Here is a 13,839-nt window from a genome sequence, read left to right as displayed (position 1 = left end):
TCATGGAAATGCCCCTGGACCTGTACATTCCCCCGGATGCCCTGGAGGTCTTCCTCGAAGCCTTTGAAGGCCCGCTGGACCTGCTGCTGTACCTGATCCGCAAACAGAACATCAACATCCTCGACATCCCGGTGGCGGAAATCACCCGCCAGTACATGGGCTATGTGGAACTGATGCAGTCGGTGCGTCTGGAACTGGCCGCCGAGTACCTGGTGATGGCGGCGATGCTGGCCGAGATCAAGTCACGGATGCTCCTGCCGCGCTCCGCCGAGATCGAAGAAGAAGAGGACGATCCCCGGGCCGAGCTGATTCGCCGCCTGCAGGAGTACGAGCGTTTCAAGGCCGCCGCCGAAGGCATCGACGGCCTGAGCCGGGTCGGTCGCGACGTCGTGGTGCCCAAGCTCGACGCCCCGCAGGCCCGGGCGCGCAAATTGCTGCCGGATGTGGCCCTGGAAGAGTTGCTGATGTCCATGGCCGAGGTGCTGCGCCGTGGCGACATGTTCGAAAGCCATCAGGTCAGCCGCGAGGCCTTGTCCACCCGCGAGCGCATGAGTGATGTGCTGGAGCGCCTCAAGGGCGGCGGTTTCGTGCCCTTTGTCGAGTTGTTTACGGCAGAAGAGGGGCGCCTGGGAGTGGTGGTGACCTTTATGGCGATTCTCGAACTGGTCAAGGAATCCCTGGTCGAGCTGGTGCAGAATGAGCCCTTTGCGGCCATCCACGTACGGGCGCGAGCCGAATAACGAGCTTAAATCATGAACCTGAATGAACCCCGCGAGCTGGCGCCCCTGCTCGAAGCCTTTCTGTTGGCCTCGGGAAAACCCCAGTCCCTGGAGCGCCTGTTCGAGCTCTTTGAAGAAGCCGAGCGGCCGGACCCGGCCGTCTTCAAGAAGGCCCTGACCCTGCTGGGCAAATCCTGCGAAGGACGGGCTTTCGAGCTCAAGGAAGTGGCTTCCGGCTATCGCCTGCAGATCCGTGAAAAGTTCGCCCCCTGGGTTGGCCGCCTGTGGGAAGAGCGGCCTCAGCGTTATTCCCGGGCCATGCTGGAAACCATGGCTCTGATTGCCTACCGCCAGCCCATCACCCGGGGCGAGATCGAGGATGTGCGCGGCGTGGCGGTCAATAGCCACATCGTCAAGACCCTGCTCGAACGCGAGTGGATTCGGGTGGTGGGTTACCGCGATGTGCCGGGCAAACCGGCGATGTTCGCCACCACCAAGGCTTTTCTCGACCATTTCAACCTGAAGAACCTCGATGACCTGCCGCCCCTGGCCGAACTGCGGGAGATCGAGGCCGAGCCGGTGCTGGAGTTCGACGATGTGCCGGTGCCCGAGCACCTGCAGCAACTGGCCGATGCCAGCGCCGAGCCGGAAGAGCCCAAGGAGGAGACCAGCTTCCATACCCTGCTGCTGGAGCTGGACTCTATGGAGGAGGGGATCAAGACCGACTTCGACGACTTGCATCGTGATGGCGCGGTTGAGCCTGGGAACTCTGAGCCGGTGTTCGATCACCCAGAAGTGCAAGCCGAGCCTGGCATCCCTGGTGACGACTCCGATGAGTTTGCGGTCGAGCCCGAAGAGGAGCCGCAGTTTGAAGCCGAGGACGATGTGCTGGGTGTTGCCGAGGCTCGGGCCAAGTTGCTGGCTGCCGTTGCAGCCCTGGAGCCTTCGGAGCCTGAGCCTGAGCCTGAGCTGAGCGAAGAAGAGGCCGAAGCCCTGGCCCTGGCTGAAGCCATCGAAAACGAACGCCGCCTGCTGGACGACTGACCGTGTAGGCGCTGGCTTGCCAGCGAAGGCGTCAGCCGGTTTTGTGCAAGGCTTGTGGGCCTTTTCGCCGGCAAGCCGACTCCTGCAGGTGGCGGGCACCGGTGGGCGGAAAAAAGCCAGGGCGGCGACTTATCAACTAGTCTGTGATGCGCAACCGCCGCCATGAGCGTATGATTCGCGACCCTTTGGCGATCCCTTCGCCAGAGAACCTGTTTTCACGTCTTCAGGCCGCTCAAGCCTGAAGCGACACACCGGGAGGTGCCCAGATGAGCGATACCGATCAGAACGACCAGGAAATCCGTCCAGCCGGCGAGAAGCTGCAGAAAGTCCTCGCCCGCATCGGCGTCGGCTCGCGCCGCGACGTCGAGTCCTGGATCAGCCAGGGCCGGATCAAGGTCAACGGCAAAGAGGCCACCCTCGGCCTGCGTGTCGACCTGCATGACGCCATTTCCATCGATGGCAAGGTGATCAAGCGCGAAGAGGCCGCCGAATCGGTGCGCCGCGTGATCATGTACAACAAGCCCGACGGCGAGATCTGCACCCGTGACGACCCGGAAGGTCGCCCCACCGTGTTCGACAAGCTGCCGCGTCCGAAAGAGGGCCGCTGGATCAACATCGGCCGGCTGGACATCAACACCACCGGCTTGCTGATGTTCACCACCGACGGTGAACTGGCCAACCGCCTGATGCACCCGTCCTACGAGATGGACCGTGAGTACGCGGTACGGGTCCGTGGTGAAGTTGACGACGAGATGATCGAACGCCTCAAGGCAGGCGTCATGCTCGAAGACGGCCCGGCCAAGTTCACTGACATCAAGCAGGCTCCCGGTGGCGAAGGTTTCAACCACTGGTACCACTGCGTGGTGATGGAAGGTCGCAACCGTGAAGTGCGTCGTCTGTGGGAGTCCCAGGGCCTGGTGGTCAGCCGTCTGAAGCGCGTGCGTTTCGGTCCGGTGTTCCTCAATTCCGACCTGCCCATGGGGCGCTGGCGCGAAATGAGCCAGTACGAAGTCGACGTGCTCAGCGCCGAAGTCGGCCTGACGCCGGTGGCGCTGCCACAGCTCAATGCCAAGTCCAAGGACAAGCTGGAGCGCATGCAGCGCAAATCCTCGCGTCCGGTGGGCAAGAGCGAGCGTGTACGCACCCTGCGCCCGGCCAATGGTGCACCGGCCAACCCGCGTGCGTCCCGCGAGCCGCAGATCGAAGGCGAGCGTCCAGGGCGCAAGCCGGCAGCCCGTCAGGATGGCGAGCGCGGACCACGCGCACCGCGTCCGGCAAGTGGTCGTGGTACTCCGGTAGCCGAGCGTCCGGCGGACACCAAGCGTCCGGCCAAGCCTGCACCGAAGTCCAAGCGTCCAAGCCTGGTGCTGGACAAGGACGCACCGTCCGGCAAGCGCCGTGGCGCCCCGGCCGGTAGCGGCCAGCGTCCTGGCTTCGGTCGTCGCAAGCCGGAATAAGCCTCGGCCCGCCGACAAAAAACGCCAACCTCCGGGTTGGCGTTTTTTTTTGCCCGGTGCTTCGTAGGAGCCGGCTTGTCGGCGAATAGGCTCTCGAGCCTTGCTCAAGGCTCATGATCGCTTTCGCTGGCAAGCCAGCTCCTACACAAGCCAGCTCCTACACAAGGTGAAGTTAAAAGGCGAACTGGCCGTCAAACACCGGTTTGTGGTCCACCGTCAGCACGCCGGCGCTGAAGATCAGGTCCAGGTGGTGGCTGCCCTTGGCTCCGCCTCCCAGCCCCAGATGCAGGCCGCAATGGCGCTCTTCAAAGCCGGAGTTGCGTCCGTACAAGGACTTGATCCCTTCGTTGGTGCCGATCCCCAGCTCCTCGATACGTCGGTTCGACGGGTTGGCGTCCAGGTACTTGTTGAAGTCATTGGCCAGCCCGGGCACCTGGGTGGCGACCTGGCGGATGCTGGAGTTCTCGATCCACAGCTCCAGCGGAATCTGCAGCACCCCGTATTTGCGCGCAAAGGGGATGGTGCTGAGGAAGGTGCCGAGGAATTTCACATGACCATTGATCGCGTCGCTGTGGGTGGCGATCTCACCCGGCGCCAGGTCGTAATTGCCTACGCCGTTGATGTCGGTCCACTTCTTCACGCTGTCCAGGGGGGCCTCGAAATAAGAGCCCTGGGGGTCGCTGAAGCTCAGGGTGCTGGCGTGGGACAGGCGTCGGATCAAGGTGGCATTGAGGTCGGCGATGCGTTGTGGTTCGACGCTGAAGGTGTCGTAGAAATAGTCGCCGTAATCCTTGAACAGCAGGGACTTCTTCCAGTGTTCGGCCATCAGGCCATGTAGGGGGCGGAGGAATTCCGGGCCATCGGGGCGTGGCTGGGGCAGGGTCGAGGAGTCGTAGAAGAAGATGTACAGGTCACAGTCGATGATCGCCTGGGCGAGGCGTTCGGCCGGCTCCAGGTCCAGGCGCAGAGCGCTGACAGCCAGGGGCGTGGCCTGGCGCGACTGTTCGATGATGGCGTTGGCCATGGACTGGTATTCGGCGGTATGGCCGATCACCACTTTCCAGGCCTGTGCGCCGCTCAGGGCCGGATGGCGTTCGAGGTAGTACAGGAAATGGCGGATGGCGCGGGTCTGGTCCATAAAACCTCCCTGGAGGACAAAGGTGACCGGGGCAGGCCCGAGGCCTGCTCCGGTCCGGGCGCCTTACATCGGCCACATCGCCGTGCCGAACGGCACCACCGCATCGGCCTGCATCATTTCCACTGCCGCATCATGGGTTGCCGCTTCGAACCAATCGTCCAGTTGCAGTTCGGTTTCCAGGTCTTGTTCCAGTGTTTGCATGGTGACTCTCCTAGATGACATAGGGCATAGCAGTCCATTGGCGGAGCGGATCAACAGCGGCGAACGGGATGGTTGCGAGGGCTGTTCATCCACTCCTCGTACTTGTCGGACGAGGCATCCGGCAAGTGGCTGGAAACCTAGTTCAGGGCATTTTGAAGTGCAAAAAAATAATTAGATTATTTTCTACTGAACTTTATTTTCTATTTTTAGGGCGAAATTTTATTGCCTGAAAACAAAAAGCTAAGGCTTTTTCCGGTGCCGGAGGGTGTGCGCGTCAATTTGCAGTCGCTGCGCTGGTCGATCTGGTTTGGCAAATTTACGTTACGCGATGTAAAGAAAATATTACGAAATCTTCCGTGTTTTGCCCTGAATCGGCCAAGGTCCGGATGCTGTAAGGAAAAGCTGCCGCCGGGCGCCGGGCACTCTGGCCGTGGAGGCTCTGGCCCGCTTGTTCCGGGGCGCCAAGGCAGGTGAGATGCACACCTGCCTGCGTACAGGTGCATAACAAGAAGGAGGCGCAATGAACGCCGTAACCGACTTTCACCGACACCCTTCGAAGGGCGATGGTCATCGCACCTTCATCGACGACCCCACTCGGTCCGTCCAAATTTCCGCCGCCGATGCCGAGCATCGAGCAGGCCCCGCAGGATCCCGGTTACCGGCACGCTGATACAGCGGTGTCTGGCGGCAGGGGGTCAGGGGTGTACAATGCGCGGCGTTTTAACTGTGACCCAACTGCGTACCCGCGCACTTTGCGTCTGCGCCGCGTGTTTCAGCCTGCTCCCAGGGCGCTGAAGACACTGCTGCCGGGCCAATAAACTCAAGGTTATCCACCTTGTTCACTCCGCCGCGTCACGAGCGTGGTGGGTTCGATTTCGTCACAGATAAAAACAAACAGGTGACGCATGACCGTTAGAAAAACGCTGAACTTCGGGTGCCTGCGCTGGGGTTTGCTCCGCGCCGCTTAAGCCTTCACCGGGCGGCAACGTCTTGCAAACATCATCAAACCTTGCGTGAGAACCTTTTCATGAGTGGACAAAACTCGCATTCGGGCGAGCTGAAACGCGGCCTGAAAAATCGCCATATTCAACTGATTGCCCTGGGCGGCGCGATCGGTACCGGTTTGTTCCTGGGGTCGGCCGGGGTGCTCAAATCCGCCGGTCCATCGATGATCCTCGGTTACGCCATCTGCGGTTTCATCGCCTTCATGATCATGCGCCAGCTGGGCGAGATGATTGTCGAAGAGCCGGTGGCCGGTTCCTTCAGTCACTTCGCCCATAAATACTGGGGCGGCTTCGCCGGTTTCCTTTCCGGCTGGAACTGCTGGATTCTCTACATCCTGGTGGGTATGTCGGAGCTGACCGCGGTCGGCAAGTACGTGCACTACTGGTGGCCGGATGTGCCGACCTGGGCCTCGGCAGCGGTGTTCTTCGTGATGATCAACGTCATCAACCTGGCCAACGTCAAGGTGTTCGGCGAGGCCGAGTTCTGGTTCGCCATCATCAAGGTGGTGGCCATCGTCGGCATGATTGCCCTGGGCAGCTACCTGCTGGTCAGCGGTAACGGCGGCCCGCAGGCATCGGTGAGCAACCTCTGGTCCCATGGCGGCTTCTTTCCCAACGGCGTCAGCGGCCTGGTGATGGCCATGGCGATCATCATGTTCTCCTTCGGCGGCCTGGAAATGCTCGGCTTCACTGCAGCCGAGGCCGACAAGCCGAAAACCGTGATCCCCAAGGCGATCAATCAGGTGATCTACCGCATCCTGATTTTCTACATCGGCGCCCTGGTGGTGCTGCTGTCGCTGACCCCGTGGGACACCCTGCTGGTGACCCTGAATGCCTCCGGCGACGCCTATAGCGGCAGCCCGTTCGTCCAGGTGTTCTCGATGCTGGGCAGCAACACCGCCGCGCACATTCTCAATTTCGTGGTCCTGACCGCGGCGCTGTCGGTGTACAACAGCGGCACCTACTGCAACAGCCGCATGCTGCTGGGCATGGCTGAGCAGGGCGATGCGCCGAAAGTCCTGGCCAAGATCGACAAGCGCGGCGTGCCAGTGATGTCGATCCTCGCTTCGGCGGTGGTGACCTTCGTTGCCGTGGTGCTCAACTACCTGATTCCCCAGCACGCTCTCGAGCTGTTGATGTCCCTGGTGGTGGCGACCCTGGTGATCAACTGGGCAATGATCAGCTACTCGCACTTCAAGTTCCGCCAGCACATGGACCGCACTGGCCAGACCTCGTTGTTCAAGGCCTTGTGGTACCCCTACGGCAACTACGTCTGCCTGGCGTTCGTGGTGTTCATCCTCGGCATCATGCTGATGATCCCGGGCATCCAGATCTCGGTGTACGCGATCCCGGTGTGGGTGGTGTTCATGTGGGTCTGCTACCTGATCAAGAACAAGCGCAGTGCCCAGCATGCGCTGCAGGCGGCCAGCCCTTCGCTGAAGTAAGCGCGGCCCCGGCAATGACTAACCCGGCTCCGGCCGGGTTTTTCATGCCGGTGATTTTTGTTGGGCATGCAGATCGCCTTCGCCGGCAAGCCGGCTCCTGCGAGGGCTGTCTCTTGCAGGCGCTGCCTTGCCAGCGAAGAGGCCCGCAAGAGCGTGGAGAATGGGGGTATCCTGTGCGCCCTGAAGACGGATTCCTGTTCCATGCTGGTGATTTCCAACAACGTGCATCTGCCGGATGCCGAGATCGAGCTGACCGCCATCCGCGCCCAGGGCGCCGGCGGGCAGAACGTCAATAAAGTGTCCAGCGCAGTGCATTTGCGCTTCGACATTCCGGCCTCGTCCCTGCCGCCGTTCTACAAGGAGCGGCTGCTGGCGCTGCGCGACAGTCGCATCACCAGTGACGGCGTGATCATTCTCAAGGCCCAGCAGTACCGCACCCAGGAGCAGAATCGCGCCGATGCCCTGGAGCGTCTCACCGAGCTGATTCTCAGTGCCATCAAGGTGGAAAAGAAACGTCGTCCGACCAAGCCGACCCTGGGCTCGAAGAAGCGCCGGCTGGAGACCAAGGCCAAGCGCGGCAGCATCAAGGCCGGCCGCGGTAAGGTGGACTTTTAGCGGTTCTCGCGTTCCTTGCGCAGCTTGGGCGCCTGGTAATACAGGTACAGGCTCAGCAGCAGGCCGCAACACGCGGCGATGGCGGCAAACAGGAAGATCGAGGCAAAGCCGAAGCCGGCGGCAATCGCCCCGGCCAGCGGCCCGGTGATGCCCAATGACAGGTCGATGAACAACGAGTAGGCGCCCACCGCCGCGCCGCGGCTGGAGGCCGGCACCAGATTGACCGCTTCCACGCCCAGTGCCGGGAACACCAGAGAGAAGCCAAAGCCACTCAAGGCCGCGCCGGCCAGGGCCCAGTTGGCATCGGGGGCCAGCCACAGCAACAACAGACCGAGGGTTTCCACCGACAGGCAGGCAATGGCCACGCGAAAGCCGCCGAGGCGGTTGATCAGGTTGCCGAACAGCAGGCGCGCGCCAATGAAACTGGCACCGAACAGGCTCAGGCACAGCACCGCGTTGGACCAGTGCTGGGTCGTGTAGTACAGGGTGATGAAGGTGGCGATGGTGCCAAAGCCGATGGAGCCCAGGGCCAGGCCGCAACCATGGGGGAAGACTTTGCCCAGTACATGGATGAACGGCAGGCGCTCTCCGGCGACTATCGGCGCGGCGAGTTTTGGCCAGGCCAGTAGCAGGCCGAGCACCGCCAGCAGAATGATGCTTACCCCCATGCTCCACAGGCCCAGGCGATTGACCAGCCATACCCCCAGGGGCGCGCCGATGGCCAGGGCGCCATAACTGGCGATGCCGTTCCAGGAAATCACCTTGGCGGTGTTCTGTGCACCGACCCGGCCGATGCCCCAGCCAATTGAGCCCGATCCCACCAGGCTTTCCGCGCTGCCCAGTACCAGGCGGCCGATCAGCAGGCTGACCAGGCTCAGGGTCGGCAGGCTCTGCAGCCAGGCGGAAAGCAGCATGAACACCCCGCTCAGGCCGCAGCCGGCCAGGCCGTACATGACAGCACGCTTGCTGCCCAGGTTGTCGATGATGCGCCCGGCGTAGGGGCGGCTGAGGAGGGTGGCCAGGTATTGCACGCTGATCACCAGGCCGGCGATCACCGCACCGAATCCCAGGTCGCTATGGACGTAGCCCGGCAGTACCGCCAGGGGAATGCCGATGTTCAGGTAGCCGATAAAGGTGAACAGGACGATGGAGACGACTTGCAGCGTGACCGCCAAGGGGCGCTGGGTATCTGGCATGGGCATGGGTCCACTGCGACAGCTAAATAGATAGGCTGCTTATGATACCGATGTAGACGGGAATGCAGGGGGAGAAATCGACGCGTTGTTCAGAACTTTCCTGATTGATGGATTGAATCAGGCGTCTTTGGCGTTCAGCAGATGGGTGGTGACCAGGGCGGCCAGGGCGTTTTCCTGGGTGCCAAAACGGGCCAGCAGGGCGGCCTGTTTTTCCGGACTGAGGCGATTCCAGACCTCGATCATTTTTTCCGCAGTACCCATCAGTACGCTGGCCTGGGTTTCGCTGAAGGAGTCGGTCATGGTTCGGCAGAGGCTCGGGGGGTGAGGATTCAGGCGGTGTGGAAAGCGCTTGAGTAGCGCTTTCCACACGGTCTGGTTACAGCTCTTTTTCAGTCTTCGCTGTCGGCCTTGCGGCTGTCGGCGGCTTCTTGCACTACAGGCTTTTCAGCACTGGCTTGTGGCGTGGTTGTCTGCTCAGTTTCGTGCAGGCTTGGGAAGGGGAGATTCGGAATCTCATGCATGTCGTTGCTCCTCGCAAAGTCTGTTTTTTAAATCGCTGGGTAGGTCCGCGCTTTTAAAAAGCCTGGGCAGGATACAGCACTGGAAATGACAAAAAGATTTTTATCGCGATTTTGGGATGAAAGGGCAACGCCGCAGCAGGAACCGGCTTGCCGGCGAAGGCACCCTCAAGGCCACCCGCGCCGGCAAGCACGCACTCTACTTTTAGACGACCCGAGCGATCGCCTCGGCCAACAGGCTCAGGCGCGAAGCGTCGATTCCGGCGACGTTGGCCCGGCCGGAACTGACCATGTACACGCTGTGGTGTTCACGCAGTTCCTTGACCTGAGACGGGCTCAGGCCGGTGTAGGAGAACATGCCGCGTTGCACGCCGATGTGGGCGAAGCGCTCGGCCAGGCCGTAGGGCTGCAAGGCTTCCAGCAAGCCGGCGCGCAGTTGGGCGATGCGCTGGCGCATGGCTTCCACTTCGTCGGCCCAGAGGCTTTTCAGCTCCGGGTCGCCGAGGATGGTGGCGACCACTGCGGCCCCGTGATCCGGTGGCGTGGACCACAGGTTACGGGCGATATGGGCCAGTTGACTGCGCACGTCCAGGAGCTTTTCCGCATCCCGGGTACAGACAATCAGGGCCCCGGTACGATCGCGGTACAGGCCGAAGTTCTTCGAGCAGGAGCTGGTGATCAGCACTTCCGGCAGTTCGGCGGCGAACAACCGCACCGACCAGGCATCCTGTTCCAGGCCGTCGCCAAAGCCCTGGTAGGCGAAGTCGATCAGCGGCAGCAGGTTGCGCTTGCGAACCACCTCCAGCACCCGTTGCCAGTCGGCCTGGCTGAGGTCGAAACCGGTGGGGTTGTGGCAGCAGGCGTGCAGCAGCACCACGTCGCCCTCGGGCACCCGGTTCAGGGTGTCCAGCATGGCCTCGACGTCCAGGCGGTTGTCGCTGCCCACGTAGGGGTAGTGACTGACCTTGACCCCGGCTGCGGCGAAGATGGTTTCGTGGATCGGCCAGGTCGGGTTGCTCAACCAAACGCCGCGGCCCGGCAGGCACTGGGCGATGAAGTCGGCGCTCAGGCGCAGGGCTCCGGTGCCGCCCGGCGTCTGGGTAGCGCCGGCGCGCTGTTCGGCGATGAGTGTCGAATCGCTGCCCAGTACCAGTTCATTGATCACCTTGCCGAAGGCCGCGTCGCCGTGGCCGCCGATGTAGGTCTTGGTGGTCTGGCGGTCTACCAGGCGCTGCTCCGCCAGCTTCACCGATTGCGGGATCGGCGTCAGGCCCTGGGCGTCCTTGTAGACCCCCACGCCGAGGTCGAACTTGCGCGGGTTGGGATCGTTGGCGTAGGCCTCCATCAGGCCGAGAATCGGATCGCCGGGTACGCGGCCGATGGCATCGAAATGCATTACTTGCGTCCCTCTGCGGTCTTGGCCACTTCGTCGGTGCGGGCCGCCATGATGAAGTCGTTACGGTGCAGGCCCTTGATCGAGTGGCTCCACCAGGTCACGGTGACCTTGCCCCATTCGGTGAGCAGGCCTGGGTGATGGCCTTCGGCCTCGGAGATCTCGCCCATGGCATTGGTGAAGGCCAGGGCGAATTTGAAATTCTTGAACAGGAAGACTTTTTCCAGTTGCATCACGCCGTCGCGAACTTCGATGTTCCAGTCGGGGATCTGCTTGATCAGTACCGGCAGTTCTTCGTCGCTGACCTGAGGGGCATCGGCGCGGCAGGCTTCGCAATGGGCTTGGTTCAGAGCGGTCATGGTGTGTTCCTGAGTTCGATTCTTGTTGGAAGTTACTATCTTTCGCAGCCGCCCGCGAGGGCGGGCTGCTCAGGCCGCCTTGGGTTTTGGCGGGAACTTGGGTGCGTGCAGACCCAACTGCATGCCTTGATGAACCAGGGCCATGATGTCTTCATGGGCCAGGTCGAACAGGCGCTTGAGGTTGGGCAGGGCGAAGTAGATGGGTTGCAGGATGTCGATGCGATAAGGCGTGCGCATGGCTTCCAGCGGGTCGAAGGCTTGGTGCTCCGGCTCTTCGGACAGGCTGTACACGGTTTCCTTGGGCGAGGAGAGGATGCCACCGCCGTAGATGCGCCGTCCGGTCGGTGTGTCCACCAGGCCGAACTCAATGGTCATCCAGTACAGGCGCGCCAGATAGACACGCTCCTCCTTGGTGGCTTGCAGGCCGAGCTTGCCGTAGGTGTGGGTGAATTCGGCGAACCAGGGATTGGTCAGCAGCGGGCAGTGGCCGAAGATCTCGTGGAAGATGTCCGGTTCCTGCAGGTAGTCCAGTTCTTCGCGGGTACGAATGAAGGTCGCCACTGGAAAGCGCTTGCTGGCCAGCAGTTCGAAAAAGGTCTGGAAAGGAATCAGTGCCGGCACCCGGGCCACTTGCCAGCCCGTGGTTTCGCCGAGGACCTTGTTGATTTCGCTCAGCTGCGGAATGCGGTCGTGGGGCAGGCCGAGCTTGTCGATGCCGTCCAGGTACTCCTGGCACGCGCGGCCCTCGATCACTTTCAACTGGCGCGTGATCAGGGTGTTCCACACCGCGTGTTCTTCGGGTGGATAGTCGATAAAACCTTGCGCGTCGGGCTCGCGGGCCACGTACTGCGTCTGCTTCATGCTGCTCTCCTGCCAGGGGATGCGTTCTTGTTATGTGTGACCCCAGTGATACCCCAGGGTGCGACGCTTTGCAGCAGTTGGCCTCCGGTGGCGGAGGGGCGTAGAGCGTCATTTTGTAAACTAATCGTTACGATTTTGCCTGGGGCTCCCAAGTATTGTGGGTTTTCCGGTTTGAAAAAGCCCTTTGCTGTCACATAATCTTGACGATTATCTGCGCCATCCCGCAGAAAGTTTGCAAATGCCGGCGTCAAAAGCGTCGGCTTTCGGCGTTTATGCCCTCCATTATCCGCTTCGGGGCTTTCTTCATGCGTATCAAAGTTCACTGCCAGAACCGCATCGGCATCCTGCGGGACATCCTCAATCTGCTGGTGGAATACGGGATCAACGTGGCTCGGGGCGAGGTAGGTGGCGAGCATGGCAATGCCATCTATCTGCACTGCCCGAACCTCATCAACCTGCAGTTCCAGGCGTTGCGCCCCAAGTTCGAATCCATCGCCGGGGTGTTTGGCGTCAAAAGGGTCGGGCTGATGCCCAGCGAGCGTCGGCACATGGAGCTCAATGCGCTGCTGGGGGCCCTGGAGTTCCCGGTGCTGTCCATCGATATGGGCGGCTCCATTGTGGCCGCGAACCGGGCGGCGGCGCAGTTGCTGGGCGTGCGGGTGGATGAGGTGCCGGGGATTCCACTGTCACGCTACGCCGAGGATTTCGATTTGCCGGAGCTGGTACGGGCCAACCAGTCGCGGATCAACGGGCTGCGGGTCAAGGTCAAGGGCGACGTGTTCCTGGCGGATATCGCCCCGCTGCAATCGGAACACGATGACAGCGAAGCCATGGCCGGCGCGGTATTGACCCTGCACCGGGCGGATCGGGTAGGGGAGCGTATCTACAATGTGCGCAAGCAGGAACTGCGGGGCTTTGACAGTATTTTCCAGAGCTCGAAAGTCATGGCGGCGGTGGTGCGGGAAGCCCGACGCATGGCGCCACTGGATGCGCCGCTGCTGATCGAAGGCGAGACCGGCACCGGCAAGGAGTTGCTGGCCCGCGCCTGCCACCTGGCCAGCCCTCGGGGCCAGTCGCCGCTGATGGCCCTCAACTGCGCCGGGCTGCCGGAATCCATGGCCGAGACCGAGCTGTTCGGCTATGGCCCCGGGGCCTTTGAAGGGGCTCGGGCCGAGGGCAAGCTCGGGCTGCTGGAGCTGACGGCCGGTGGCACCCTGTTTCTCGATGGTGTGGGCGAGATGAGCCCGCGCCTACAGGTCAAGTTGCTGCGCTTCCTCCAGGATGGCTGCTTCCGCCGTGTCGGCAGTGACGAGGAGGTATACCTGGATGTGCGGGTGATCTGCGCGACTCAGGTGGATCTGTCCGAGTTGTGCGCACGGGGCGAGTTTCGCCAGGACCTGTACCACCGACTCAACGTGCTGTCCCTGCATATTCCGCCACTGCGCGAATGCCTCGACGGTTTGACGCCCCTGGTGGAGCACTTTCTCGATCAGGCCAGTCGCCAGATCGGTTGTCCGCTGCCGCGGCTGGCTCCGGCGGCCATGGAGCGCCTCAGCCACTACCACTGGCCGGGCAATGTCCGGCAGTTGGAGAACGTACTGTTTCAGGCGGTCTCGCTGTGTGATGGCGGCACGGTCAAGGCCGAGCATATCCGTCTGCCGGACTATGGCGCCCGCCAGCCGCTGGGGGATTTTTCCCTGGAGGGCGGCCTGGAGCAGATTGTCGGGCGCTTCGAAAAGGCCGTGTTGGAAAGCCTTTATGCCGAGCATCCCAGCAGTCGGCAGTTGGGCAAGCGCCTGGGGGTTTCCCATACCACCATCGCCAACAAGCTGCGGCAGTACGAGGTCGGAAAGGAATCGCCGGAATGAAAAAAGCCCCGCTTATGAAGC

14 protein-coding genes are annotated in these 13,839 nt (G+C 62.0%); 6 read left to right on the top strand and 8 right to left on the bottom strand.

Annotated features, from left to right (window positions below; genetic code table 11):
- The first annotated feature begins 41 nt into the window (after positions 1-41).
- The 3 genes from FW796_RS00575 to rluB all read left to right on the top strand — a co-directional run bounded on the left by FW796_RS00575 (position 42) and on the right by rluB (position 3,220).
- Entirely contained in the window at positions 42-740 is a 699-nt protein-coding gene (locus tag FW796_RS00575) for a segregation and condensation protein A (RefSeq protein ID WP_185073381.1), read from the top strand.
- 12 nt (positions 741-752) lie between these two features.
- A complete protein-coding gene (gene scpB, locus FW796_RS00570) occupies positions 753-1,763 on the top strand; it encodes an SMC-Scp complex subunit ScpB (RefSeq protein ID WP_446438887.1) in 1,011 nt (336 codons plus the stop codon).
- A gap of 266 nt (positions 1,764-2,029) precedes the next feature.
- Positions 2,030-3,220 carry a 23S rRNA pseudouridine(2605) synthase RluB gene (gene rluB, locus FW796_RS00565; RefSeq protein ID WP_346632020.1) on the top strand — a complete coding sequence of 397 codons (1,191 nt, stop codon included), beginning with the start codon at positions 2,030-2,032 and terminating at the stop codon, positions 3,218-3,220.
- A 172-nt stretch (positions 3,221-3,392) separates the two neighbouring features.
- Here rluB and FW796_RS00560 read toward each other — a convergent pair whose 3' ends face one another.
- Together FW796_RS00560 and FW796_RS00555 are read right to left on the bottom strand one after the other, a co-directional pair.
- Entirely contained in the window at positions 3,393-4,358 is a 966-nt protein-coding gene (locus FW796_RS00560) for a leucyl aminopeptidase (protein WP_446438886.1), read from the bottom strand.
- Between the two features lie 63 nt (positions 4,359-4,421).
- Positions 4,422-4,559 (bottom strand): hypothetical protein, encoded by a 138-nt coding sequence (locus tag FW796_RS00555; protein WP_178116200.1) that lies wholly within the window; start codon positions 4,557-4,559, stop codon positions 4,422-4,424.
- Between the two features lie 1,027 nt (positions 4,560-5,586).
- Between FW796_RS00555 and FW796_RS00550 the strand changes: the two genes are divergently transcribed.
- Complete coding sequence (locus FW796_RS00550; RefSeq protein ID WP_404938699.1) at positions 5,587-7,008, top strand: amino acid permease; 1,422 nt, start codon at positions 5,587-5,589, stop codon at positions 7,006-7,008.
- 201 nt (positions 7,009-7,209) lie between these two features.
- Positions 7,210-7,623 (top strand): alternative ribosome rescue aminoacyl-tRNA hydrolase ArfB, encoded by a 414-nt coding sequence (gene arfB, locus FW796_RS00545; RefSeq protein WP_011059943.1) that lies wholly within the window; start codon positions 7,210-7,212, stop codon positions 7,621-7,623.
- Here the strand turns inward: arfB and FW796_RS00540 are convergent.
- The 6 genes from FW796_RS00540 to phhA form a co-directional block, all read right to left on the bottom strand.
- Positions 7,620-8,819: an MFS transporter gene (locus tag FW796_RS00540; protein ID WP_446438885.1), complete on the bottom strand. Its 1,200-nt coding sequence runs from the start codon at positions 8,817-8,819 to the stop codon at positions 7,620-7,622. The two genes, arfB and FW796_RS00540, sit on opposite strands and share 4 nt — an antisense overlap.
- A gap of 117 nt (positions 8,820-8,936) precedes the next feature.
- A complete protein-coding gene (locus FW796_RS00535) occupies positions 8,937-9,119 on the bottom strand; it encodes a hypothetical protein (RefSeq protein ID WP_346632015.1) in 183 nt (60 codons plus the stop codon).
- A gap of 89 nt (positions 9,120-9,208) precedes the next feature.
- Positions 9,209-9,340 carry a hypothetical protein gene (locus FW796_RS00530; RefSeq protein WP_258009278.1) on the bottom strand — a complete coding sequence of 44 codons (132 nt, stop codon included), beginning with the start codon at positions 9,338-9,340 and terminating at the stop codon, positions 9,209-9,211.
- 202 nt (positions 9,341-9,542) lie between these two features.
- Positions 9,543-10,733 (bottom strand): amino acid aminotransferase, encoded by a 1,191-nt coding sequence (locus FW796_RS00525; RefSeq protein ID WP_404938701.1) that lies wholly within the window; start codon positions 10,731-10,733, stop codon positions 9,543-9,545.
- Complete coding sequence (locus FW796_RS00520; protein ID WP_007930096.1) at positions 10,733-11,089, bottom strand: 4a-hydroxytetrahydrobiopterin dehydratase; 357 nt, start codon at positions 11,087-11,089, stop codon at positions 10,733-10,735. The genes FW796_RS00525 and FW796_RS00520 overlap by 1 nt, the downstream gene beginning before the upstream one ends.
- 69 nt (positions 11,090-11,158) lie before the next feature.
- Positions 11,159-11,950: a phenylalanine 4-monooxygenase gene (gene phhA, locus FW796_RS00515; RefSeq protein WP_123723930.1), complete on the bottom strand. Its 792-nt coding sequence runs from the start codon at positions 11,948-11,950 to the stop codon at positions 11,159-11,161.
- A 305-nt stretch (positions 11,951-12,255) separates the two neighbouring features.
- Between phhA and FW796_RS00510 the strand changes: the two genes are divergently transcribed.
- Positions 12,256-13,818 (top strand): sigma-54-dependent transcriptional regulator, encoded by a 1,563-nt coding sequence (locus FW796_RS00510; RefSeq protein WP_123392028.1) that lies wholly within the window; start codon positions 12,256-12,258, stop codon positions 13,816-13,818.
- The last annotated feature ends 21 nt before the right edge of the window (positions 13,819-13,839 follow it).

Source organism: Pseudomonas sp. 910_21 (genome assembly GCF_052850735.1).
This window is presented reverse-complemented; position numbering and strand designations above follow the sequence as displayed.